Source organism: Nonomuraea sp. NPDC050786 (assembly GCF_040654115.1).
Taxonomy (GTDB): domain Bacteria; phylum Actinomycetota; class Actinomycetes; order Streptosporangiales; family Streptosporangiaceae; genus Nonomuraea.
Genome location: NZ_JBFAHJ010000009.1, coordinates 13,123 through 35,383, shown reverse-complemented (window position 1 = coordinate 35,383; position 22,261 = coordinate 13,123). Strand labels below are relative to the sequence as shown.

The window sequence follows — 22,261 nt, the reverse complement described above, 5'->3', positions numbered from 1 at the left end:
CATGGAGCCCGGCAGACCGCCGGTGGAGAATTGCGAGGAAATGTCATGACCGAGCTCAGCACGATGATCCTGGAGAAGATCAGGGACGTGCCCGACTATCCCAAGCCGGGCGTGCTGTTCAAGGACATCACCCCGCTGCTGGCCGACCCGGTCGCCATGGCGGCCGTGGTGGAGGAGCTGGCCGGCCTCGCCGAAGTGGACAAGATCGTGGGGATCGAGGCGCGCGGGTTCATCCTCGCGGCGCCGGTGGCGTACCGGGCGGCGGCCGGGTTCGTGCCCGTGCGCAAGAAGGGGAAACTGCCCGCCGCGACCCTGGAGGAGTCCTACGATCTGGAGTACGGCTCCGCCACCATCGAGGTCCACCGTGACGCGTTCAGGCCCGGCGACCGCGTTCTCGTGGTCGACGACGTGCTCGCGACGGGCGGCACCGCGCAGGCGGCGGTGGAGCTGGTGAAGAGGGCCGGAGGCGAGGTCGTCGGCATCGCCGTCCTCATGGAGCTGGCCTTTCTCAAGGGACGCGAGCGTCTGCCGGGAGTGGAGCTGCACTCCCTCGTGATCGTCTGAGCCCGGCCCGCGACGGTCCAGGTTCGCCGCCTGGATACACTGGGGAGCCTGGACTCGAACGTGAGGAGCCATTGCGTGAGGAGTCTGTGTGCCCCGTGACGTGGTCGCATCCGACGTAACCGACGCCGGTGGTGCCGAGGCGCCCGGCGTTCCGGCGGTGCGTCGAAGGCGGTTTGGGGGTGGGGCCATGAATCCGGTGCTGGAGCCGCTGTTCCGCACGGTCCGCGCCACCCACCCCAAGGCTGACCTGCGCCTGATCGAGCGTGCGTACGATGTCGCCGCCTACCACCACCGCGACCAGAAGCGGAAGTCCGGCGACCCGTACATCACGCACCCGCTGGCCGTGGCCACGATCCTGGCCGAGCTCGGCACCGACGACGAGACCCTGTGCGCCGCGCTGCTGCACGACACGGTGGAGGACACCGCCTACAGCCTCGACGAGCTGCGCGGCGACTTCGGCGACACCATCGGCTCCCTGGTCGACGGCGTCACCAAGCTGGACAAGGTGAAGTTCGGCGACGCCGCCCAGGCCGAGACCGTGCGCAAGATGGTCGTGGCCATGTCGCGCGACATCCGGGTGCTGATCATCAAGCTCGCCGACCGGCTCCACAACATGCGCACCATGCGCTACCTGCCCGAGCACAAGCGCCACCAGAAGTCGCGCGAGACCCTCGAGATCTTCGCCCCGCTGGCCCACCGCCTGGGCATGAACACGATCAAGTGGGAGCTCGAGGACCTCGCCTTCGCGATGCTCTACCCCAAGCGCTACGACGAGATCGCCCGCATGGTGTCGGAGCGCGCGCCGCGCCGCGACCTGTTCCTGCAGGAGGTCATCGAGAAGGTCTCCGGGGACCTGCGCGAGGCCAAGATCCGCGCCGTGGTCAAGGGGCGGCCCAAGCACTACTACTCGGTCTACCAGAAGATGATCGCCCGTGACGTGGCGTTCGACGACATCTACGACCTGGTGGGCATCCGCGTGCTGGTCGACAGCGTGCGCGACTGCTATGCCGCGCTCGGCACCATCCACGCCCGGTGGAACCCGGTGCCGGGGCGGTTCAAAGACTACATAGCGATGCCCAAGTTCAACATGTACCAGTCGCTGCACACGACGGTGATCGGTCCCGAGGGCAAGCCGGTGGAGCTGCAGATCCGCACCCACGCGATGCACCACAGGGCCGAGTACGGCGTGGCCGCCCACTGGAAGTACAAGGAGGAGGTCGGCTCCGCCGGTCCCACGGGCAAGGTCAAGCCGGGCAGCGACATGGCCTGGCTGCGCCAGCTCCTCGACTGGCAGAAGGAGACCTCCGACCCGGGCGAGTTCCTGGAGTCGCTCCGCTTCGACCTGTCGGTCTCCGAGGTCTACGTGTTCACCCCGAAGGGGCAGGTCATCGCGCTGCCCGAGGGGGGCACGCCGGTCGACTTCGCGTACGCCGTGCACACCGAGGTGGGCCACCGCTGCATCGGCGCGCGGGTCAACGGCCGGCTGGTGCCGCTGGAGTCGCGGCTCGGCAACGGCGACACGGTCGAGATCTTCACCTCCAAGTCGCCCGACGCCGGGCCGTCGCGTGACTGGCTGAAGTTCGTCAAGTCGGGCCGGGCCCGTAACAAGATCCGGCAGTGGTTCTCCAAGGAGCGCCGCGAGACCGCGATCGAGGCGGGCAAGGAGGCCATCGGGCGGGCCATGCGCAAGCAGGGCCTGCCGCTGCAGCGGCTGATGTCCGGCGAGGCGCTGCTCGCGCTCGCCCGCGACCTGCGCTATCCCGACGTGTCCGCGCTCTACGCGGCCGTGGGGGAGGGGCACATCGCGGCCCAGGCCGTCGTGCAGAAGCTCGTGGCCTCGATCGGCGGCGTCGACAGCGCCGAGGAGGACATCGCCGAGACCTCCCTGCCCACCCGGCTCCGCGGCCGCCCCCGCGGCGGCGGCGCGGGCGTGGTCGTGGCCGGCGACGCCGACGTGTGGGTACGCCTGTCCAAGTGCTGCACCCCGGTGCCCGGCGACGAGATCGTCGGTTTCGTCACCCGAGGGCACGGGGTGTCGGTGCACCGGGCCGACTGCACCAACGTGCAGCAGCTCAAGACGCAGCCGGACCGGCTGGTCGAGGTGTCGTGGTCGCCCAGCGACGACAGCGTGTTCCTGGTGGCGATCCAGGTGGAGGCGCTGGATCGGCCGCGGCTGCTGTCGGACGTCACGCGTACGCTCTCCGATCAGCACGTCAACATCCTGAGCGCGTCCGTGACGACGTCGCGCGACCGGGTGGCGATCAGCAAGTTCACGTTCGAGATGGGAGACCCCAAGCACCTGGGGCACGTGCTCAAGGCGGTGCGCAGCATCCAGGGCGTGTTCGACGTCTACCGGGTCAGCGGCGCGGGCGGCTGACCCTCCCCGCGACCTGGCTCAGCGAGGGCGGAGGTCGGGGAGGTTGACCACGATGGCCTCCTGGGTGCTGCGGGCGATGACGACCACGGCTTCCTGGGACGGATCGGGGTTCTCCTCGCGATGGGGCACGTAGGGCGGGACGAAGATGTAGTCGCCCGGCTTGGTGTCCAGGCGCACCTCTTGGTCGTCCTCCAGGAACACGAACGACGGCGTGCCGCTGACCACGTAAATGGCCGTCTCGGAGGCCCCGTGGTGGTGGTCGGACGAGCGGGTGGCGGGGGCGACGTGGGTCTGGCCCATCCACAGGCGCGAGGACCCGGCGGTGGCGCCGCTGATCGCGGCCAGCCGGCGCATGCCGGAGCTCTGCGCCGTATCGCCTGAGAGCTCCCCAGAGGGCACGTGACGCAGCGGCCGGTGGAAGGGGTCCCCCTCGGCCCGGTAACCCTCCCAGAGGCGCCCTCCGGCGCGTTCCAGCACGTCCGAGGCCACGCCGGACAGCCGTACGGAGTCGTCGTGCGCGGTGAGCAGCTTCTCGGCCAGCTCGGGGTCGTGGGCGCGCAGCTCGCGCAGCAGCCACTTGCCGCTCCCCTGCCACCTGCGCCCCAGGCCGAGCGCCATCCTGGCCGTCTCCTGCACCACCTGCCAGCGGATGAACGTCTGCTCGCCCGGATCGGTCGCCCCCGACAGGTCGTCCAGGAGGTCAGAGAGGGCGTATCTGGACCGTTCGGCCTGTGAGCTGGTCAGACCGCCCGGTCCGGCCGCCAGGCGCTCGCTCAGCGCCGCCTGCAGGTCGCTGGCCCGTCCGCTCGTCCGGTCGGTCACCACCGCGCCCTCGGCGCACATGCGGGCCAGGCTCGGCTGGCGCCTGTCGAAGTCCTTGTCGAGATAGGCGTGGAGGCTGGTCTCGCTGTGCACGAACAGCTCGACGGGCCACTCGCGCCACCGCAGCGACTCGCGATAGGGGGTGGGCAGACCGTCGAGCACCACCACGACGTCGAGGTCGGAGGTGCTGGTGCGGTGCTCGGTGAGCGCGCTGCCGCCGACGAAGGCGTACAGGGCTCCCGGGAACATGTCCTCGACGAGGGCACGCGCGGCGCTGACCGGATCCATGCCCGCCAGCCTAGGTCTCCGCCCCCTCCGCCGTTGCCCCATTTCCCGCACCGGCCCCTCGCGCCGTCGAGGCGGCGCTCCGGGCACCGTGGCATGGGGAGGGCGGCACACGCCGGGGGGCACATGCAGGACGCGCGCCCGCCGAGCCGCAGAAGCCCGGCCGCCGAAGCAGGCTGGAGCGCCGAAGCCAGCCCCAGCCGTAGCGCCGAAACCGGCCGTAGGGCCGTGAGCCGGTGGAGGCCGTGCGGGGCCTCCACCGGGTCAGCTGAACTCGGCGAGCGTGCGCTCGGCCTCCTCCAGCCACGAACGGCGGGCGGTCAGCGCCTCCTCGGTCTCCTTGATGTCCTTGGCGCGACCGGCGTCCTGCGCCTTGGCCAGCCGCTTCTCCAGCTGCTCGATCGAGGTGCGCAGCTGGTCGACGGTGCTCTGCGCCCGGGCCCTGGCCTCAGGGTTGGAGCGCTTCCACTCCGCGTCCTCGGCCTTGCGCACGGCCTCGTCGACCTTGCGCAGGCCGCCCTCCAGCCGGTCGCGCTGCTCGCGCGGCACCGGGCCGGCCGCCTCCCAGCGCTCCAGGATGCTCCGCAGCGCCGCGCGGGCCGTGCGCACGTCCGTGACCGGGAGGATCTTCTCGGCCTCGGCGAGCAGCACCTCCTTGACCTCCGCGTTGGCGGCCAGCGAGGCGTCCCGCTCGGCGAAGACGGCCGAACGGGCCTGGAAGAACTGGTCCTGAGCGCCCTTGAAGCGGGCCCACAGCTCGTCCTCGACCTCGCGCGAGGCCCGCCCCGCGCTCTTCCACTGCTGCATCAGCTCGCGGTAGACGGCCGCGGTCTGGCCCCAGTCGGTCGAGTCGGCCAGCGCCTCGGCCTCGGCGACGATGCGCTCCTTGGCCGCGCGAACGCCCTCGCGCTGCTCGTCCAGCCCCGCGAAGTACGCCTTGCGCCGCTTGGCGAACGCCGTGCGCGCCGCCGACAGCCGCTTCCACAGCGCGGCCTCGGTGACCCTGTCGATGCGGTCGGCGGCCTTCCACTCCTCGACGAGCTGGCGCAGCCGTTCGCCGCCGGACTTCCAGTGAGTGGTCTCGTCGGCGATGCGCTCGGCCTCGGCGACGATGCGCTCCTTGACCGCCCTGGCCTCGGCGCGCGCGTGCTCGCGCGCGGCCTTGACCTCCTCGCGGCGCTGGGCGACCAGCTCCGTCAGGCCGTCGAGCCGGGCCGTCAGCGCGGCCAGGTCGCCGACGGCGTGGGCGTCGGCGACGGCCTCCCGCAGCTTGGCGATGCTCGACTCGGCCTGGGCCGGAGCCAGGTCCGTGCCCTTGACGCGCTGCTCCAGCAGCTGCACCTGACCGGCCAGCTCGTCGTACTTGCGATGGAAGTAGGCCAGTGCCTCTTCGGGTTCACCGGCCTGCCAGGAGCCGACGGCCCGCTCTCCCTCAGCCGTACGCACGTAGACGGTGCCGTCGTCGTCTACCCGGCCCCACGGGTCGGTGCTCACCGTGTCCTCCCGCACTTTCCATCAGACCCTTCGGGACTACTTCGTCCCTAGTTTGTATTACGTCAGCTCTTGCTGGCGATTGTCACGTCTTTGATTTCGACGGTTTGCTTCGGTGCTCCCGTCCCGTCGCCCATGTCGGCGATGACGCCCGCTTTGTTCACCTTGTCCAGGATGTCGAGTCCCTTGGTGATCGTACCCACCGGCGTGTAATCCGGGGTGAGTCCGATGTCTCCGAAAACGAGGAAGAACTGGCTGCCCGTGCTCCCCGGCGCCTGCGTTTTGGCCATCGCCATCACGCCGCGCTTGTACTGGGCGCCCTGGAGGTTCTCCTCGGCCATGACGTAGCCGGGGCCGCCGGTGCCGTCCTGGCTCTTGCCGTCGGCCTTGGCCGCCGGGTCGCCGCACTGCAGCATCGGGAACTTGTCGCTGCCGAGCCGGTGGCACTTGCTGCCGTCGTAGTACTTCTTCTTCGCCAGGTACTCCAGCGAGTTGGTCGTGCAGGGCGCCTTGGCGTTGTTGAGCTCGACCACGATGTCGCCCAGGTTCGTCTTGAGCGTCATCGTCTTCGTCGCCGGGGTGGTCTTGACCTTCTTCGGCGGCAGGCCGACGTCCTTGATCTGCCCGCCGGCCGTGTCCTTGACGTAGTCGCAGGTGCCCGTGGCCGCGTCGTACGGCTTGGGCCCCGTGTTCGCGCTCGCGCTCGCGCTCGGCGCCGCCGTGGCGCTGTCGGCGGCGGACGCCGTGGGCGAGGAGGCCGCGTCGGTCCCCGTGCTGTTGCCGCCCAACAGCGCGACCGCGGCCACGATGCCGCCGACGACGATCACGACGCCCACAGTGGAGCCGATGATCGCCGTGCGCTTGGCCTTCTGCTCGCGCTCGAGCCGGCGCTGCATCTGCCGCTCGTAGTGCTCGCGCGCCAGCTGCTTCTGCCGGTCCTTCCCCGTGGCCACCGCTTTGCCTCCCATAGTCAATCAACTGAGGTGGGCGAATCGTATCGGCCAACGGGTAATGATTCGCAGCCCGGCGACCCGCACCGGTACCCTTCGGTTACATTCCCATTGGCTTTTCGACGAGATCACCTGAGGCAGATGCTCATCGCCGGCTTCCCCGCAGGGGCCTTCCAGACCAATTGTTACGTTGTCGCGCCTGCCCCCGGCGAGGAATGCGTGATCGTCGACCCAGGTCAGGACGCGACAGAAGGCGTCGACGAGCTGCTGCGCGAGCACCGGCTCAAGCCGGTCGCGGTCCTGCTCACCCACGGCCACCTCGATCACGTCTGGTCGGTGGCCCCGGTCTGCGGCGCGCGCGACGTCCCCGCGTGGATCCACCCGGACGACCGTCACCTGCTGAGCGACCCGGCCGCGGGCTGGTCCGGCACGAGCGCCTCCCTCTTCGGCGGGCTGGAGCTGAGCGAGCCCGACGACGTGCGCGAGCTGTCCGACGGCGCCGTGCTCGAGCTCGCCGGCCTCGAGCTCGTGGTCGACCACACGCCCGGCCATACCAGGGGGTCGGTGAGCTTCCGGCTGCCCGGTGACGAGATCATGTTCTCGGGCGACCTGCTGTTCGCCGGCTCCATCGGCCGCACCGACCTTCCCGGCGGCGACTACGCGACCATCCTGAGCAGCCTGGCCACCAAGTGTCTGCCGCTGCCTGACGATACGGTCGTCCTGCCGGGCCACGGACCACAGACCACGATCGGCCGCGAGCGCGCTACCAATCCATACTTGAAGGAAGCGGCGCCGCAAGCCGGTCCCACACGAGGGATCTAATGAGCTTCCAAGCACCCAAAGGGGTCAAGGAATACGTTCCACCGCAGGCCTCGACGTTCTACGCGATCCGCGGAGCGTTCGCGGAGACGGCCAGGCGCGCGGGATACGCCTACCTCGAGACCGCGGTCTTCGAGGACACCCAGCTGTTCGCGCGCGGCGTCGGCGAGTCCACCGACGTCGTGAGCAAGGAGATGTACACCTTCACCGACCGCGGCGGCAGGTCGCTGACGCTGCGCCCGGAGTTCACCGCCGGCGTGCTGCGCGCCGTCCTGGAGTACGGCCTGCACCGCGGCCAGCTCCCGGTGAAGGTCTGGACCGACGGCCCGGTGTTCCGCGCCGAGGCGCCCCAGGAGGGCCGCTACCGGCAGTTCTACCAGCTCGACCTGGAGGCCATCGGCAGCGAGGACCCGGCCGTCGACGCCGAGACGATCGCCCTGGCCTGGCAGTGGTATTCCGCGCTCGGTCTCACGCAGGTCCGGCTGCTGCTCAACTCGCTGGGCTGCAAGGAGTGCCGGCCGATCTACCGCGCGCGGCTGCAGGAGTTCCTGCGCGGGCTCGACCTCGACGAGGCCACCAGGGCGCGGATCGAGATCAATCCGTTGCGCGTGCTCGACGACCGGCGCCCCGAGGTGCGCGCGCAGCTCGAGAACGCGCCGCTCATCGGCGACCACCTCTGCGCCGACTGCAAGGCGTACCACGACCGGGTCAAGCAGCTCCTGGCCGACCTCGGCATCCCGTGGGAGGACACGCCCAGGCTGGTGCGCGGGCTCGACTACTACACCCGCACCACCTTCGAGTTCGACCACCCGCTGCTGGGCGCGCAGTCCGGCATCGGCGGCGGCGGCCGCTACGACGGGCTCTCCGAGGCCATCGGCGGGCCGCCGCTGCCCGGCATCGGCTTCGGGCTCGGCCTCGACCGCACCGTCATCGCCCTTGAGCGCGAAGGCATCGAGCTCGCCACCCGGGCCCGCTGCGAGGTGTACGGTGTGGCGCTGGGCGACGAGGCGGCGCGGGCCATGTTCAAGCTCGTGAGCGAGCTGCGCGCGGCCGGTGTCGCCGCCGACATGTCCTTCGGCGGCAAGGGGCTCAAGGGGGCGATGAAGGGGGCCGACCGTTCCGGGGCCCGCTTCGCGCTGATCCTGGGCGAGCGTGATCTGGCGGCCGAGGCCGTGCAAGTGAAGGACCTGACCACCGCTGAGCAGACCGAGGTGCCCTTGGCCGAGGTCGTCGACATTTTGAAAGGGAAAGTGCAGTGATCCGCACGCATCAGGCCGGGTCGCTCCGCGAGGAGCACACCGGGCAGCAGGTGACGCTCGCAGGATGGGTGGCCCGCCGCCGTGACCATGGCGGCGTGGTCTTCATCGACCTGCGCGACGCCTCCGGCTCGGCGCAGGTGGTCTTCCGCGAGGAGGACCACGCCCACGACCTGCGGGCCGAATACTGCGTGAAGGTCGTCGGCCAGGTCAGGGTGCGCCCCGAGGGCAACGAGAACCCCGACCTGCCCACCGGCGCGATCGAGGTCGTGGCCGAGCGGGTGGAGGTGCTGAGCGAGTCCGCGCCGCTGCCGTTCCCCATCGAGGGCAACGTGGGCGTGTCGGAGGAGGCCCGGCTCAAGTACCGCTACCTCGACATCCGCCGCCAGCAGGTGGCCAACGCGATGCGCACTCGCTCCAAGGCCACCTACCTCGCCCACGAGGTGATGCACGAGCTCGGCTTCGTCTATGTCGAGACGCCGACCCTGACCCGCTCCACGCCCGAGGGCGCGCGCGACTTCCTGGTCCCGGTGCGCCTGCAGCCCGGCAGCTGGTACGCCCTGCCCCAGTCGCCCCAGCTGTTCAAGCAGCTGCTCCAGGTCGCCGGTCTCGAGCGCTACTACCAGCTCGCCAAGTGCTACCGCGACGAGGACCTGCGCGCCGACCGGCAGCCGGAGTTCACCCAGATCGACGTCGAGATGTCCTTCGTGGACCAGGAGGACGTCATCGCGGTCGGTGAGCGGCTGATCGGCCGGCTGTGGAAGGAGATCGCCGGCTACGACCTGCCGACGCCGCTGCCGCGCATGACGTACGCCGACGCCATGGCCCGCTACGGCTCCGACAAGCCCGACCTGCGCTTCGGCCAGGAGCTGGTCGAGATGACCGGCTACTTCGCCAACACCTCCTTCCGCGTCTTCCAGGCCGAGTACGTCGGCGCCGTGGTCATGCCCGGCGGCGCCTCCCAGACGCGCAAGGAGCTCGACGGCTGGCAGGAGTGGGCCCGCAGCCGCGGCGCCAGGGGCCTGGCCTACGTGCTCGTCCAGGAGGACGGCACGCTGGGCGGCCCGGTCGCCAAGAACCTCTCGGAGGAGGAGCTCTCCGGGCTCGCGGCCAAGGTCGGCGCCGAGCCGGGCGACGCGATCTTCTTCGCGGCCGGCCTCCAGCACGCCTCCCGCGAGCTGCTCGGCGCCGCCCGCCTGGAGATCGGCCGCCGCTGCGGCCTGATCGACGAGTCCGCGTGGGCGTTCCTGTGGGTGGTCGACGCCCCCATGTTCGAGCCCGTGCACGACGAGGTGGGCCGCGAGACCGGCTGGACGGCCGTGCACCACCCGTTCACCGGCCCCAAGCCGGAGTGGGCCGACAACTTCCAGGACCACCCGGGCGAGGCGCTGGCCTACGCGTACGACATGGTCTGCAACGGCATGGAGATCGGCGGCGGCTCGATCCGTATCCACCGGGCCGAGATGCAGCAGCGCGTCTTCGACGTGCTGGGCATCTCCAAGGAGGAGGCGGAGAGCAAGTTCGGCTTCCTGCTGGAGGCGTTCAAGTACGGCCCCCCGCCGCACGGCGGCATCGCCTACGGCTGGGACCGCATCTGCATGCTGCTGTCCGGCGGCGAGTCGATCCGCGACGTGATCGCGTTCCCGAAGACCGCCTCCGGCTTCGACCCGCTCACGGGCGCGCCCACGCCGATCACGGCCGAGCAGCGCAAGGAGGCGGGCGTCGACGCCCAGCCCAAGGCCGAGGTCTAGGCATGTGAGAACGGCGGGCGCCCCGTGGTGGGGTGCCCGCCGTTCTCGTGTCTCCTACTTGAACGTGATGCTCTTGATGATCACCGGGTTCTTGGGCGCGGTGGTGCCGCCGTCACCGGTGATGTCGGCGTCGTTGACGAGCAGGTCCTTGCCGCTGGAGGCCAGCCCCAGCAGCATGTCCATGCCCTCGCTGACCATGCCGATGACGTTGTAGCCCGAGCCGATCTGCGTGTTCTCGTCCGACAGCGAGAAGGCGAACTGGCTGTTGTTCTGGCCCGCCGCCTCACCCGGCTGCGTCATGAACACCACGCCCTTGCCCAGGGGGATGTCGATGTTCTCGTCGCCGTAGACGTACCCCGCGGTGCCCTGGCCGTCGGTCGGGTTCTTGCCGTCGGCCTTGGCCTGCGGGTCGCCGCACTGCAGCATGTGCACGCCGGACACGTCGGGCGTGACCAGGCGGTGGCACTTCATGTTGTTGTAGAACTTCTTCTTCGCGAGGAAGGCGAGCGAGTTGATCGAGCACGGCGCGGCGTCGGTCATGAGGTCGACGACGACGGTGCCGCGGTTGGTGACCACCGTCATCTTCTTCAGCTTCATGTTGGGCTTCTTGCCGGGCAGACCGACGAACTTGTTCGGCACCGAGGTGTCCCGCTTGTAGGTGCAGGTCACCGGGCCCGTCTTGGCCGGAGTGGACGGCGCCGGCTCACTGGGGGAGGCGCTCGCGCTCGGGGAGGCGCTGCTCTTGGCGGCCACCTCGTTCGCGGGGTTCCTGTTGACCAGCGTGGTCGCGGCGAAGACGCCGCCCGCGACCACCACGACGGCCACGCCGGCGCCGATGAAGGTGTTCCGCCTCGCCTTGGCGGTCTGGGCGGCGGCGCGCTGCGCCTGCCGTTCCTTGTGCTCCCGCGCCAGCTCTTTCTGGCGGTCTTCCTCGTTCTGGCGGTCGTCGCCGCTCACCGCTATGTCCTCTCATTTTGCCAGTGCATGACCAAACAGCTTCCGCGCATGCTACCGGCCCCCGATATGTGCCGGACGTAAGTGGCGAAAGCCGCGCATGCGACAGCTGAGGTCGCGAACCATATGGTGCTCCGATTCGTAGTTGAAATGAGAACTAAGGAGCCCCTCGTGTTCGACCAGATCCTCGGCCTGCCGGCACACCCCCTGATCATCCACTTCGCCGTGGTGCTGACCCCGCTGCTGGTCGCCACCGCGGCCGGCTACGCCCTGGTGCCGCGCTGGCGCACCTACGCGGCCTGGGCGGTGGTCCTGCTCTCCCTGGCGGCGCCGGTGACGGTTTTCGCGGCGAAGGAGAGCGGCGAGCGCCTCAAGGAGGCCCGCTTCGCGACGGCGGACGGCGAGCTCGGGAGCCGCATCTCCACGCACGAGAGCTTCGCCGATCCGCTGCTGCTGTCGGTGCTCGGGCTGGCCGCCTCGGCGCTCCTGCTCGTGTACGCGACCCGTCCCGCCCGCGACTCGCTCGGCCGCGACAGGTTCGGCCGGCCCACCACGCTGGCCCTGTCGGCGGTGACGCTGGTGCTGGCCGGAGTCGCCGGCTACTACGTCTTCCGTGCCGGCGACTCGGGAGCGAGAGCCGTCTGGGGCCTGTAATCTCGCGTTGTGGATAGCCTGTTCGATTCGGCGGCCGAGGAGGCCACCCCGCAGCCCCTCGCGGTGCGGATGCGCCCGCGCACGCTCGACGAGGTGATCGGCCAGCGGCACCTGCTCGGCCCCGGCACCCCGCTGCGACGCCTGGTCGAGAGCGAGGCTCCCATGTCGCTGTTCCTGTGGGGGCCGCCGGGCACCGGCAAGACCACGCTCGCCTACGTCGTCTCCAACGTCACCAAGCGCCGCTTCGTCGAGATCTCCGCCGTCTCCGCCGGCGTCAAGGACGTGCGGGCCGCCATCGACAACGCGCGGCGCGAGCTGGGCATGACGGGCCGCCAGACCGTGCTCTTCGTGGACGAGGTGCACCGCTTCAACAAGGCCCAGCAGGACGCGCTGCTGCCCGCCGTCGAGAACCGCTGGGTCACCTTCATCGGCGCCACCACCGAAAATCCGTTCTTCTCCGTCATCTCGCCGCTGCTGTCGCGCTCGCTGCTGCTCACCCTGGAGTCGCTCTCCGACGACGACGTGCGCGCCGTGCTGGAGCGGGCCGTCTCCGACCCGCGCGGCCTCGGCGGGCGCGCCACGCTCGCGCCGCAGGCCCTCGATCACCTGGTACGCCTGGCGGGCGGCGACGCGCGCAGGTCGCTGACGTACCTGGAGGCCGCCGCGCTGCTGGCCGACGACATCACCGTCGAGGTGGTGGAGAAGGCCGTCGACAAGGCGGCCGTACGCTATGACCGGCAGGGCGACCAGCACTACGACGTGATCAGCGCGTTCATCAAGTCGATGCGCGGATCCGACGCCGACGCGGCGCTCCACTACCTGGCCCGCATGATCGAGGCGGGGGAGGACCCGCGCTTCATCGCCCGCCGCATCGTCATCTTCGCCTCCGAGGACGTGGGCATGGCCGACCCCACGTGCCTGCAGACCGCGGTGGCCGTCGCCCAGGCGGTGCAGCTGATCGGGCTGCCCGAGGGGCAGATCAACCTGGCGCACGCCGTCATCCACTGCGCCATGGCCCCCAAGTCCAACGCCGTGGTCAAGGCGATCGGGGCGGCCGTCGGCGACGTCCGGCGCGGCCTGATCGGCCAGGTGCCCGGCCACCTTCGCGACGCCCACTATCCGGGCGCGGCCAAGCTCGGCCACGGCGACGGCTACAAGTACCCGCACGACTTCGAGCACGGGCTCGTGCGGCAGGAGTACGCGCCGGAGCAGGTGCGTGACCGCCGCTACTACGAGCCGACCCGCCACGGCGCCGAGGCTCCGGTGGCCGACCGCTGGGCCAAGATCCGCGACTTCCTCCGGGGATCCTGACCCCACTATTTGATCTACACTGTAAAGGCGTCGACGTCGGGACCACGGCGCACGGACGGCGGGCCAGGGTCCGAGATGGCGTAAGTTTGGGTGTGCGGACGTGCCAGGCCCCGCCCGACTGCGGCCCATGGTGTCCAGGCGGCGCGCGGTCTCGGCTCATGAGGTTCGCAGTGGCTCGCGAAGCCGGGCGGGCGCGGCGGGCAGGTGGTCGCAAGAGTGCCGGCGTCCGGCGCGGCGTGCCGATCAAGCTCGGTGACCTCACCAAGGTTGTCGCCGTGACGCGATAGGGTCTTGCCGTTCCGGCCCAGCGTACGAGGGAGATGAGCGGATGCTTACCGCTGGAGAGCTCGCCGGGCTGATCGCGGCCACCGGCTGGATAGTCCTGGTCTGCGTTCTCGCCATGGTGCTCGTCAAGCTCGCCAGGCTGCTCACCGAGACCACCAAGGCGGTGTCCGACCTGAACGAACGCCTGATGCCGCTGCTCGACGACATGAGCGTCACGGTCAACGAGACCAACAGGCAGCTGGTCGCCGTCGAGGCCATCGCCAAGGACGTCAAGCAGGTCAGCGGGCACGCCGCCAAGCTCAGCGCGGTCACCCAGACGATCTTCACCGGGCCGCTGGTCAAGGTGTCGTCGCTCGCGTACGGCGTGCGGCGCGCCCTCGAGGCCCGGCGGGCGCCCAGGCTCAAGGCCGCACCGAGGCGGACCCGATGATCAGGCGGCTGTTCTACCTGTCGCTGGGGGCGTTCATCACCTTCTGGGTGATGCGCAGGCTGCAGGCGCTGCACCCCAACCACGTCGCGCGCAGGACGGCCGACAGCGCCGCGGGGATGCTCCGGCAGGTGAGAGACTTTACTTTCGACGCGCTCGGCGAGGCCGCGGAGCGCGAAACCGAGTTGCGAGCCCGCTTCGGGCTCGACAAGGCTGAAGAAAACAACTAACGCAAAGGATGGCCAACATGGAGTCGGCAGAGATCGCCCGCCGCTTCCTGCGCTTCTTCGAGGAGCGTGGGCACAAGGTCCTGCCCTCGGCCAGCCTGATCGCTGAGGACCCCACGCTTCTCCTGGTCAATGCCGGTATGGCGCCGTTCAAGCCGTACTTCCTGGGGCAGCGCAAGCCTCCGGCGTCCAGGTTGGCCACGGCGCAGAAGTGTGTGCGGACCCCCGACATCGACGAGGTCGGCAAGACGACCCGCCACGCCACGTTCTTCCAGATGCTGGGCAACTTCTCGATCGGCGACTACTTCAAGTCCGAAGTGATCCCGTTCGCGTGGGAGCTGCTCACCCGCTCCGAGTCCGACGGCGGCTTCGGTTTCCCCGAGGACAAGCTGTGGGCGACCGTCTACCTCGAGGACGACGAGGCGTTCGACATCTGGCGTAACAAGGTCGGCCTCCCCGAGCACCGCATCCAGCGCCGCGGCCTGGAGGACAACTACTGGCACATGGGCGTGCCCGGCCCCGGCGGCCCCTGCTCGGAGATCTACTACGACCGCGGCGCCGAATACGGCAAGGAGGGCGGCCCCGTCGCCGACGAGGACCGCTACCTCGAGGTGTGGAACCTCGTCTTCATGCAGTACCAGCTCAGCGCGGTCCGCACCAAGGTCGACTTCGACGTGGCGGGCGAGCTGCCGGCGAAGAACATCGACACCGGCATGGGCCTGGAGCGCATGGCGGCGATCCTGCAGGGTGTCGACAACATCTACGAGATCGACACCACGTACAAGATCCTCGACAAGGCGGCCGAGCTCACCAAGACCCGTTACGGGCGCGACCAGCGGGCCGACGTGAGCCTGCGGGTGATCGCCGACCACGTCCGCACCGGCACCATGCTGGTGGCCGACGGCGTCCTGCCGAGCAACGAGGGCCGCGGCTACGTGCTCCGCCGCATCCTGCGCAGAAGCGTACGCAACCTGCGGCTGCTCGGCTCCGGCGACGACCGCTACATGCACGAGCTGACCGACGTCGCGATCAACGTCATGGGCGAGCAGTACCCCGAGCTCAAGACCGACGCGCCGCAGATCCACGCGGTCATCGACGCCGAGGAGGCGTCGTTCCTGGGCACCCTCCGCACCGGCACGGCGATCTTCGACGTGGCGGTCGAGGAGACCAAGCGCAAGTCGGGCACCTCGCTCTCCGGCGACCAGGCGTTCCAGCTCCACGACACCTACGGCTTCCCGATCGACCTGACGCTGGAGATGGCGGCCGAGCAGGGGCTCCAGGTCGACGAGGAGGGCTTCCGCAGGCTCATGAAGGAGCAGCGGCAGCGCGCCAAGGCCGACGCCGCGGCGAAGAAGACCGGCAACGCCGACATCTCCGTCTTCGGGCAGCTGCTGGAGAAGGCCGGCAAGGTCGAGTTCCTCGGCTACGACCAGACCGAGGCCGACACGAGCGTGGTCGGCATCCTCGTCGACGGCGTGAACGTGCCGGTGGCGGGCACGGGGGCGACCGTGGAGGTCGTGCTGGCGCGCACCCCGTTCTACGCCGAGGGCGGTGGCCAGCTCGCCGACCAGGGTGTGATCCGCACCAGCGGCGGCGAGATCGAGATCGTCGACGTGCAGTCGCCGCTCGCGGGTCTCGTCGTGCACCGGGGCAAGGTCCGCAGCGGCGAGGTCAAGGTCGGCGACGAGGCGCAGGCGGAGATCGACGTCGAGCGCCGGCGCGCGATCTCACGCAGCCACAGCGCGACCCACCTCGTCCACCGCGGCTTCAAGAACGCGCTGGGTGAGACGGCCGCGCAGGCGGGCTCGGAGAACTCTCCCGGCCGCTTCCGCTTCGACTTCACCGCGGCGGGCGCGGTGCCGCAGAGCGTGCTGCGCGACGTCGAGGACGAGGTCAACGCCGTGCTCATCAACGACCTCCAGGTCAACGCCTTCTACACCTCGCAGGCGGAGGCCAGGGCGATGGGCGCGCTGGCGATGTTCGGCGAGAAGTACGGCGACGAGGTCCGCGTGGTCGAGATCGGCGACTACTCGCGCGAGCTGTGCGGCGGCACCCACGTCCACAGCTCCGGCCAGCTCGGCCTGGTCAAGGTGCTGGGCGAGCAGTCGGTCGGCGCGGGCGTGCGCCGCGTCGAGGCGCTCGTCGGCATCGACGCCTTCCGCTTCCTGGCCCGCGAGAGCGTGCTGGTCGCGCAGCTCACCGAGCAGCTCAAGGCGCGCCGCGAGGAGCTGCCCGAGCGCATCGACGGCATCGTCACCCGGCTGCGCACCGCGGAGAAGGAGCTGGAGAAGCTCCGCTCCGCGCAGGTGCTCCAGGTTGCGGGTGATTTGGCGGCCAAGGCCCGTGACCTGCGGGAAGTCTCCGTTGTGACACACCGCGCGCCTGATGGCACCGGTGCCGACGATCTGCGTAAGCTCGCGCTTGACGTGCGTGGCAGGTTCCCGGCCGACCGGCCGGCGGTCATCGTGATCGCTGGCGTCCCCTCCGACCGTCCAGTGGTGGTTGCCGCGGTCAACGAGGCGGGGCGCGAGCGGGGGCTCAAGGCCGGACGGCTGGTCGGCGTCGCCGCCAAGGCTCTTGGGGGTGGCGGTGGCGGCAAGGATGATGTCGCGCAGGGTGGCGGCACACGACCGGAGGGGATCGGCGAGGCGCTGCAGCTGGTCGAGCAGGCCATCGCCGATCAGCTCGGCTGACATGAGGTTCGGCACACGGATCGGCGTGGACGTCGGGTCCGTACGCATCGGCGTGGCCCGTAGCGACCCTTCCGGGATGCTGGCCACGCCGGTCGAGACCGTCAAGCGGGGCAGGGGCGACCTCGCCCGCATCGCCGAGATCGCCTCCGAGCACGAGGCGATCGAGGTGATCGTGGGGCTGCCCACCTCGCTGTCCGGACGCGAGGGGCAGGCGGCCGCGCTGGCCCGCCAGTTCGCCGCCGACCTCGCGGTCCGGCTCGCGCCCACGCCCGTGCGGCTCTTCGACGAGCGGCTGACCACGGTCGCCGCGACGCAGGGGCTGCGGGCCAGCGGCGTGAAGGCCAAGAAGCAGCGCGGCGTCGTCGACCAGGCGGCCGCGGTCGTGCTGCTGCAGGACGCGCTCGACTCCGAGCGTGCCACGGAAAGACCCCCAGGCAGGCCCGTCGCACCGCCCCCAGCGGCCGACGGACCTGCCTCATGAGCGCGCGCGTCCCGGGGGTCGCACCCGCGCCGAAGGCGTGCCCATGCGGGCCGTCGGAGGCCGCGATGGGACCCCGGTCCGTGCGGCTCTCACCGGAGTCCCGATCCTCGGTCTCCTATCCGGGGGTGGTCGCGTGAACCGGCCGCCTGAGGACGAGTACGACATCGGCGATGTGATCCCGTTCAGCTCCGACGACTCCACGCCGGAGGAATCGGAGCCGCCGCAGCCCCAGGCCGGGGCGGAGTTCGGTCACGAGCCGCATGCCGATCTCCGGTCGGAGCCGGGGGCCGGAGCGGCCGACCTCGAGACGGAGTCCTCGCCGGGAGCGGGGATCGCGGCCGAGTCGGGGGCCACACCTGAGGTGAGGGCTGTGCCCGAGTCGGGGGCCGTGCCTGAGGCAGGGGCCGCTCGTGAGGGAGAGACCACGCCTGAGGCAGTGGCCGCTCGTGCGGCCGGCGCCGCCGTTGAGGCCGCAGGGGAGCCGGAAGCGTACGCCGAGCTCAAAGGGCGGGCCGTGCCCGAAGCGGAGCCAGAGCTCAAAGGGCCGGCCGTGCCATACGCGGAGGCGGGGCGCGGGCCGGAAGCGGGGCGCGGGCCGGAAGCGGGGCGCGGGCCGGAAGCGGGGCGCGGACCGGAGGTGGAGGGCGCGCCAGGGCCTGAAGCGGCAGAGGTTGGGAAGGCGGATGCTGGGTCGGGGGAGGCCCCGTCGGTGCCGGCGCGCCGCAGGCAGGCCCTCCGCAAGGCCGGGATCGTTTCCGCGGGCCTGGTCGCGTCCCTGGTGGCGCTGGGGGCGGGTGCGATCGTGGTGCTCAAGCCGTACCTCAGCCCCGACGACTTCGACGGGCCCGGCAGCGGCGTCGTGACGGTGCGGATCGCGCCGGGCTCCAGCGCGGAGGACGTCGGCTCCACGCTGGCGGACGCCGGAGTGGTGGCGAGCGCGCGGTCGTTCGTGCGGGTGGCGGAGGAGCGCGCGGTCGCCAACCGGCTGCGGCCGGGACACTACCGGCTGCGCAAGGGCATGGCGGCCGGGGCGGCGCTCGACCTGCTCCTCGCCCCGGCCTCCAGGGTCGTGCGGCGTGTCACGATCCCCGAGGGCATGCGCACGTCCGAGGTGCTCGCCCGGGTCGCCAAGCAGACCGGGCTGCCGCTCAAGGAGTTGCAGGGCGTCGACAAGGGCCTCGTCGGGCTGCCCAAATACGCCCCGGGACTCGAAGGGTTCCTGTTCCCGGCGACGTACGAGATCGAGCCCGGCGACTCGGCCGTGGACGTGCTGGCGGCGATGGTGGAGCGGTTCGGCGTGGCCGCGCGGCAGGTGGGCCTGGAGGAGCAGGCGGCGCGCAGGCACCTGACGCCGCTGGAGGCGGTCACGGTGGCCAGCATGATCCAGGCGGAGGGCGGGACCGACGCGGACTACCCGAAGATCTCCAGAGTGATCTACAACCGCCTGCAGAAGGGCACCAAGCTGGAGATCGACAGCACCATCCTGTACGCCCAGAACCGCCGGAGCCTGAGGATCACGGAGAGCGACACCAAGGTCGACTCCCCTTACAACACTTACCGTCACAAGGGACTGCCGCCGGGACCCATCGCGAATCCGGGGGAGAAGGCGCTGCTAGCGGCCCTGAACCCGGCAAAGGGCGATTGGCACTGGTTTGTCACGACGGATCCGGCGCATAGAATCACCAAATTCACTAACAAAGAGAGCGAGTTCGTGAGATACCGGGAAGAGTTGAAAAAGAACCTCGGGACGAACTGATGTTCGACGGAACTCCCCCCGTTCCGGCGCAAATGGCCACAAACGGGACATGCGCCCTCTTTCCATCCCTTAGCATGGCTACTCTGAGTGCTCTCCGCTGGTCGTGGGAGCATGTCCGGCGGATCCCCCCGTTCCGCTCGGTGACGACACCAGCCGGTTCAGCAGTTTCGCTTGACGTCCGGCTGGCCGTACCGGGAGATTGGCCAGCGCACCTATGAACGATCTCGATCTGAACACTCTGCTCGGCGCCGAGGACGACGAGGGTCGTGCCCGGCGCCGTACTCGCGGTTCCGGCAAGCGCGGCGGCGGACGCCGGCGGCGCAGACGCCGCAACCGGGGCGGCTTCATAGCGCCGCTGCTCGCCTTCGTCGTGCTGGCGGGCATCATCGGCGGCGGCGGATACTACGGCTACCTGTGGCTCAGCGACGCGCTCGTGCCCGACGACTACACCGGTCAGGGCAGCGGCGAGGTCGTCGTGGAGATCAAGGACGGCCAGAGCGCCTCGGACGTGGCGGTGGAGCTCGAGCGGCTGGGGGTCGTGGCCAGCGTCAAGGCGTTCACCAACGCGATCGGCAACGCCAACAAGAGCGGCTCGCTGCAGCCGGGCTCGTACAAGCTGCGCAAGCGGATGTCGGCCGCGCAGGCCGTGTCGATGCTCGGCCCGGAGAACCGGCTGCTGGCCAAGGTGACGATCAAGGAGGGCCTGCGCCTCTCCGACACCTTGAACACGCTCGCCAAGGCGACGGGCAAGCCCGTCAAGGAGTTCGCCGCCGCGGCCAAGGACGTCGGCGCGCTCGACCTGCCGCCGTACGCCAGGAAGAATCTCGAGGGGTACGCCTTCCCGGCCACGTACGAGTTCCAGCCCAAGACCACGCCCACGCAGATGCTGGCGGCCATGGTCAAGCGGTTCAACCAGACCGCCGAGACCATGGACCTCCCGGGCAGCGCCAAGGCGCTCGGCCACACGCCGCACGAAATCATGGTCATCGCGAGCATCGTGCAGGCCGAGGCCGGCCGGCCCGAGGACATGCCGAAGATCGCCCGGGTCATCTACAACCGGCTCGAGCGCAAGCCGCCGATGAAGCTGTCGATGGACAGCACGGTCATGTACGCGCTCGGCAAGTACCGCACCTACGCCACCCACGCCGAACTGCAGACCAAGTCCCGCTACAACACCTACATGTACGAGGGACTGCCGCCCGGCCCCATCGCCAACCCCGGCGACCACGCCATCGAGGCCGCGCTCAACCCGGCGAAGGGCCCCTGGCTGTTCTTCGTGGCCACCGACCCCAATGGCGGCGGCGTCACGGAGTTCGCCACCACCGAGGCCGAGCGTCAGGCGCTGCTGGCCAAGTGCGCCAAGAACGGGGGCTGCGGCGGCTGACCGTCCCGGCCGGGAAGCGCCGTCCGTCCAGGTGCGCAGCGCTCTGGGCGGATGGCGATAAGGTCTTCCTGGTCGAAAGGAGTAGGGATGCGGGCTGCGGTGATGGGCTCGCCCATCGGTCATTCGCTCTCGCCCTACCTGCATCGGGCGGCGTACCAGGCGATGGGGCTCGACGGGTGGAGCTACGAGGCGTTCGAGTGCGACGAGGCGCGGCTGCCCGGGCTGCTGGATGAGCTGGTGCCGGTGCGCGGCAAGCAGGCCGGCGACGAGGACGCCTGGGCGGGGCTGTCGCTGACCATGCCGCTCAAGCGGGCCGTGCTGCCCCTGCTCGACACCGTGTCCGAGCTCGCCCTGGAGGTGGGCGGCGCCAACACCGTGGTGTTCCGCGACGGGCAGCGGCACGGCCACAACACCGACATCTACGGCATCGAGCAGGCGCTGGCCGAGGCCGGGGTCCCCGCGCCGCGCTCGGCGACCGTGCTGGGCGGCGGGGCCACGGCGGCCTCGGCGCTGGCGGCGCTGCGCAACCTGGGGCTGTTCTCGGCGACGCTGCTGGTGCGCGACCCCGCACGGGCGGGCGAGACGGTGGAGGTGGCCGAGCGGCTGGGCGTGGCGCTGGCGGTCGAGACGTTCGACAAGCTCGACGCCCTGACCCGGGTGGACCTGGTGGTGTCGACGCTGCCCGGCGGGGCGGCCGACGTGTTCGCCGACCGGCTGGCGCGGGTGCCCGCGCTCTTCGACGTGGTCTACTCGCCCTGGCCGACCAGCGCGGCGGCGGCCGTCCGGGCTGCGGGCGGCACCGTGGTCGGCGGGTTCTCGATGCTGCTCCACCAGGCGGTGCGGCAGGTGGAGCTGATGACGGGCCGTACGGACGTGCCGGTGGAGGCCATGCGTGCGGCCGGCGAGGCGGAGCTCGCTAGGCGGTCATCTCGAACGGGTTGATCACGGTCACGCCGGTGTCCGCGAAGTCCTTGACGTTCCGGGTGACCACACTCCAGCCGTGAATCCTGGCTGTGGCCGCGATTAACGCGTCGGAGAAGGGGAGCGGGCGTATGCAACGCATGCGCCCCCATTCCTCAACGACGTCGGTGCTGATCGGGATGATCCGATCCTGAAACGACCGGTAGAGCCGGGCGAGCCAGTTCTCGAGTGCCAAGGCCTGCCGGGGATCGCTCTTGCGACGCTGCTCGATTCCCCAGCGGATCTCGCCGATGGAGATGACGCTGAGGTAGAGAGTCGGTCCCAGGGACGCGTCGACCCAACCTTTCACCTGCGAGTTGCCGTGTGGCTTGCGTACCTCGGAGATGATGTCGGTGTCGAGGATGTAGCCGACGCTCACCAGCCGAGGTCCACTTCTCGCGGTAGACCCTTGTCGCGTGGGAACTCCAGATCGTCCGGCCAGTCCGGATCGCTGAGCAGGAACTCCTTGAAGTCGGGCTGCTTGCCCTTGAGTCGACGGTACTCCTCCATGTCCAGGATCACCGCCACGTCCTTTCCGTGCCTGGTGACGATCTGCGGGCCTTCGTCGTGAGCCTTCCTGACGACTTCGCTGAAGTGCTGCTTGGCCTCCTGCAGCTGCCATCTGGTCACTTCTGCCGGGATCGGGGTCATATAACTCACTTTCTGTCCTGTCTGGACAGAATTTTAGCGCGGAGGTGCTGGCCAGGAGGGATGATTCGAGAGGGTCTCGTGGTTGTGGTAATGTAGCTCTCTGATCGGTCCGGCATGCCTTGCTGGACGCGCAAGCGGAGGTCTCCCTCCCACCTGAGTCGCC

General features: G+C 70.1%; 20 protein-coding genes. 14 read left to right on the top strand and 6 right to left on the bottom strand.

Annotated features, from left to right (window positions below; all coding sequences use genetic code 11):
* Positions 1-45: 45 nt before the first annotated feature.
* Together AB0H84_RS18795 and AB0H84_RS18790 are read left to right on the top strand one after the other, a co-directional pair.
* Positions 46-564 (top strand): adenine phosphoribosyltransferase, encoded by a 519-nt coding sequence (locus AB0H84_RS18795; protein WP_357605159.1) that lies wholly within the window; start codon positions 46-48, stop codon positions 562-564.
* Between the two features lie 187 nt (positions 565-751).
* Positions 752-2,941: a bifunctional (p)ppGpp synthetase/guanosine-3',5'-bis(diphosphate) 3'-pyrophosphohydrolase gene (locus tag AB0H84_RS18790; protein ID WP_357605156.1), complete on the top strand. Its 2,190-nt coding sequence runs from the start codon at positions 752-754 to the stop codon at positions 2,939-2,941.
* Between the two features lie 18 nt (positions 2,942-2,959).
* Here AB0H84_RS18790 and AB0H84_RS18785 read toward each other — a convergent pair whose 3' ends face one another.
* The 3 genes from AB0H84_RS18785 to AB0H84_RS18775 form a co-directional block, all read right to left on the bottom strand.
* On the bottom strand, positions 2,960-4,051 hold the full coding sequence (locus AB0H84_RS18785; protein WP_357605153.1) for a cupin domain-containing protein: 1,092 nt from the start codon (positions 4,049-4,051) through the stop codon (positions 2,960-2,962).
* Between the two features lie 261 nt (positions 4,052-4,312).
* Complete coding sequence (locus tag AB0H84_RS18780) at positions 4,313-5,542, bottom strand: DUF349 domain-containing protein (protein WP_357605150.1); 1,230 nt, start codon at positions 5,540-5,542, stop codon at positions 4,313-4,315.
* 62 nt (positions 5,543-5,604) lie between these two features.
* Positions 5,605-6,492, bottom strand: a complete 888-nt coding sequence (locus AB0H84_RS18775) for a peptidylprolyl isomerase (protein WP_357605147.1) — start codon at positions 6,490-6,492, stop codon at positions 5,605-5,607.
* A gap of 138 nt (positions 6,493-6,630) precedes the next feature.
* Between AB0H84_RS18775 and AB0H84_RS18770 the strand changes: the two genes are divergently transcribed.
* The 3 genes from AB0H84_RS18770 to aspS are packed head-to-tail and all read left to right on the top strand — an operon-like array spanning position 6,631 to position 10,315.
* Positions 6,631-7,311 (top strand): MBL fold metallo-hydrolase, encoded by a 681-nt coding sequence (locus AB0H84_RS18770; RefSeq protein WP_357605145.1) that lies wholly within the window; start codon positions 6,631-6,633, stop codon positions 7,309-7,311.
* Positions 7,311-8,567, top strand: a complete 1,257-nt coding sequence (hisS, locus tag AB0H84_RS18765) for a histidine--tRNA ligase (protein WP_357605142.1) — start codon at positions 7,311-7,313, stop codon at positions 8,565-8,567. Before AB0H84_RS18770 ends, hisS begins: the two co-directional genes overlap by 1 nt.
* Entirely contained in the window at positions 8,564-10,315 is a 1,752-nt protein-coding gene (gene aspS, locus AB0H84_RS18760; RefSeq protein WP_357605139.1) for an aspartate--tRNA ligase, read from the top strand. The genes hisS and aspS overlap by 4 nt, the downstream gene beginning before the upstream one ends.
* 54 nt (positions 10,316-10,369) lie before the next feature.
* Here aspS and AB0H84_RS18755 read toward each other — a convergent pair whose 3' ends face one another.
* On the bottom strand, positions 10,370-11,272 hold the full coding sequence (locus AB0H84_RS18755; RefSeq protein ID WP_357605136.1) for a peptidylprolyl isomerase: 903 nt from the start codon (positions 11,270-11,272) through the stop codon (positions 10,370-10,372).
* Positions 11,273-11,440: 168 nt separating this feature from the next.
* On the opposite strand from AB0H84_RS18755, the gene AB0H84_RS18750 reads away from it, so the two are divergent.
* The 9 genes from AB0H84_RS18750 (at position 11,441) to AB0H84_RS18710 (ending at position 21,429) form a co-directional block, all read left to right on the top strand.
* Positions 11,441-11,923, top strand: coding sequence for a DUF2231 domain-containing protein (locus AB0H84_RS18750; RefSeq protein WP_357605133.1), 483 nt, complete (start codon positions 11,441-11,443; stop codon positions 11,921-11,923).
* 9 nt (positions 11,924-11,932) lie between these two features.
* Entirely contained in the window at positions 11,933-13,234 is a 1,302-nt protein-coding gene (locus AB0H84_RS18745) for a replication-associated recombination protein A (RefSeq protein WP_357605131.1), read from the top strand.
* Between the two features lie 328 nt (positions 13,235-13,562).
* On the top strand, positions 13,563-13,949 hold the full coding sequence (locus AB0H84_RS18740) for a DUF948 domain-containing protein (protein WP_357605128.1): 387 nt from the start codon (positions 13,563-13,565) through the stop codon (positions 13,947-13,949).
* Positions 13,946-14,176, top strand: a complete 231-nt coding sequence (locus AB0H84_RS18735) for a hypothetical protein (RefSeq protein ID WP_344994811.1) — start codon at positions 13,946-13,948, stop codon at positions 14,174-14,176. The genes AB0H84_RS18740 and AB0H84_RS18735 overlap by 4 nt, the downstream gene beginning before the upstream one ends.
* A 17-nt stretch (positions 14,177-14,193) precedes the next feature.
* The gene (gene alaS, locus AB0H84_RS18730) at positions 14,194-16,866 is read left to right on the top strand and encodes an alanine--tRNA ligase (RefSeq protein WP_357605126.1); all 2,673 of its coding nucleotides are present in this window, start codon (positions 14,194-14,196) and stop codon (positions 16,864-16,866) included.
* Between the two features lies 1 nt (position 16,867).
* The gene (gene ruvX, locus AB0H84_RS18725; RefSeq protein WP_357605123.1) at positions 16,868-17,347 is read left to right on the top strand and encodes a Holliday junction resolvase RuvX; all 480 of its coding nucleotides are present in this window, start codon (positions 16,868-16,870) and stop codon (positions 17,345-17,347) included.
* Positions 17,348-17,480: 133 nt separating this feature from the next.
* Complete coding sequence (mltG, locus tag AB0H84_RS18720) at positions 17,481-19,103, top strand: endolytic transglycosylase MltG (protein ID WP_357605120.1); 1,623 nt, start codon at positions 17,481-17,483, stop codon at positions 19,101-19,103.
* A 214-nt stretch (positions 19,104-19,317) separates the two neighbouring features.
* A complete protein-coding gene (gene mltG, locus AB0H84_RS18715; RefSeq protein ID WP_357605118.1) occupies positions 19,318-20,487 on the top strand; it encodes an endolytic transglycosylase MltG in 1,170 nt (389 codons plus the stop codon).
* Positions 20,488-20,574: 87 nt separating this feature from the next.
* Positions 20,575-21,429, top strand: coding sequence for a shikimate dehydrogenase (locus AB0H84_RS18710; protein WP_357605115.1), 855 nt, complete (start codon positions 20,575-20,577; stop codon positions 21,427-21,429).
* Here the strand turns inward: AB0H84_RS18710 and AB0H84_RS18705 are convergent.
* Both AB0H84_RS18705 and AB0H84_RS18700 read right to left on the bottom strand, forming a co-directional pair.
* Entirely contained in the window at positions 21,404-21,826 is a 423-nt protein-coding gene (locus tag AB0H84_RS18705; RefSeq protein WP_357605112.1) for a type II toxin-antitoxin system VapC family toxin, read from the bottom strand. The genes AB0H84_RS18710 and AB0H84_RS18705 overlap by 26 nt on opposite strands.
* The gene (locus AB0H84_RS18700) at positions 21,823-22,077 is read right to left on the bottom strand and encodes a type II toxin-antitoxin system Phd/YefM family antitoxin (protein ID WP_357605110.1); all 255 of its coding nucleotides are present in this window, start codon (positions 22,075-22,077) and stop codon (positions 21,823-21,825) included. Before AB0H84_RS18700 ends, AB0H84_RS18705 begins: the two co-directional genes overlap by 4 nt.
* Positions 22,078-22,261 lie beyond the last annotated feature (184 nt).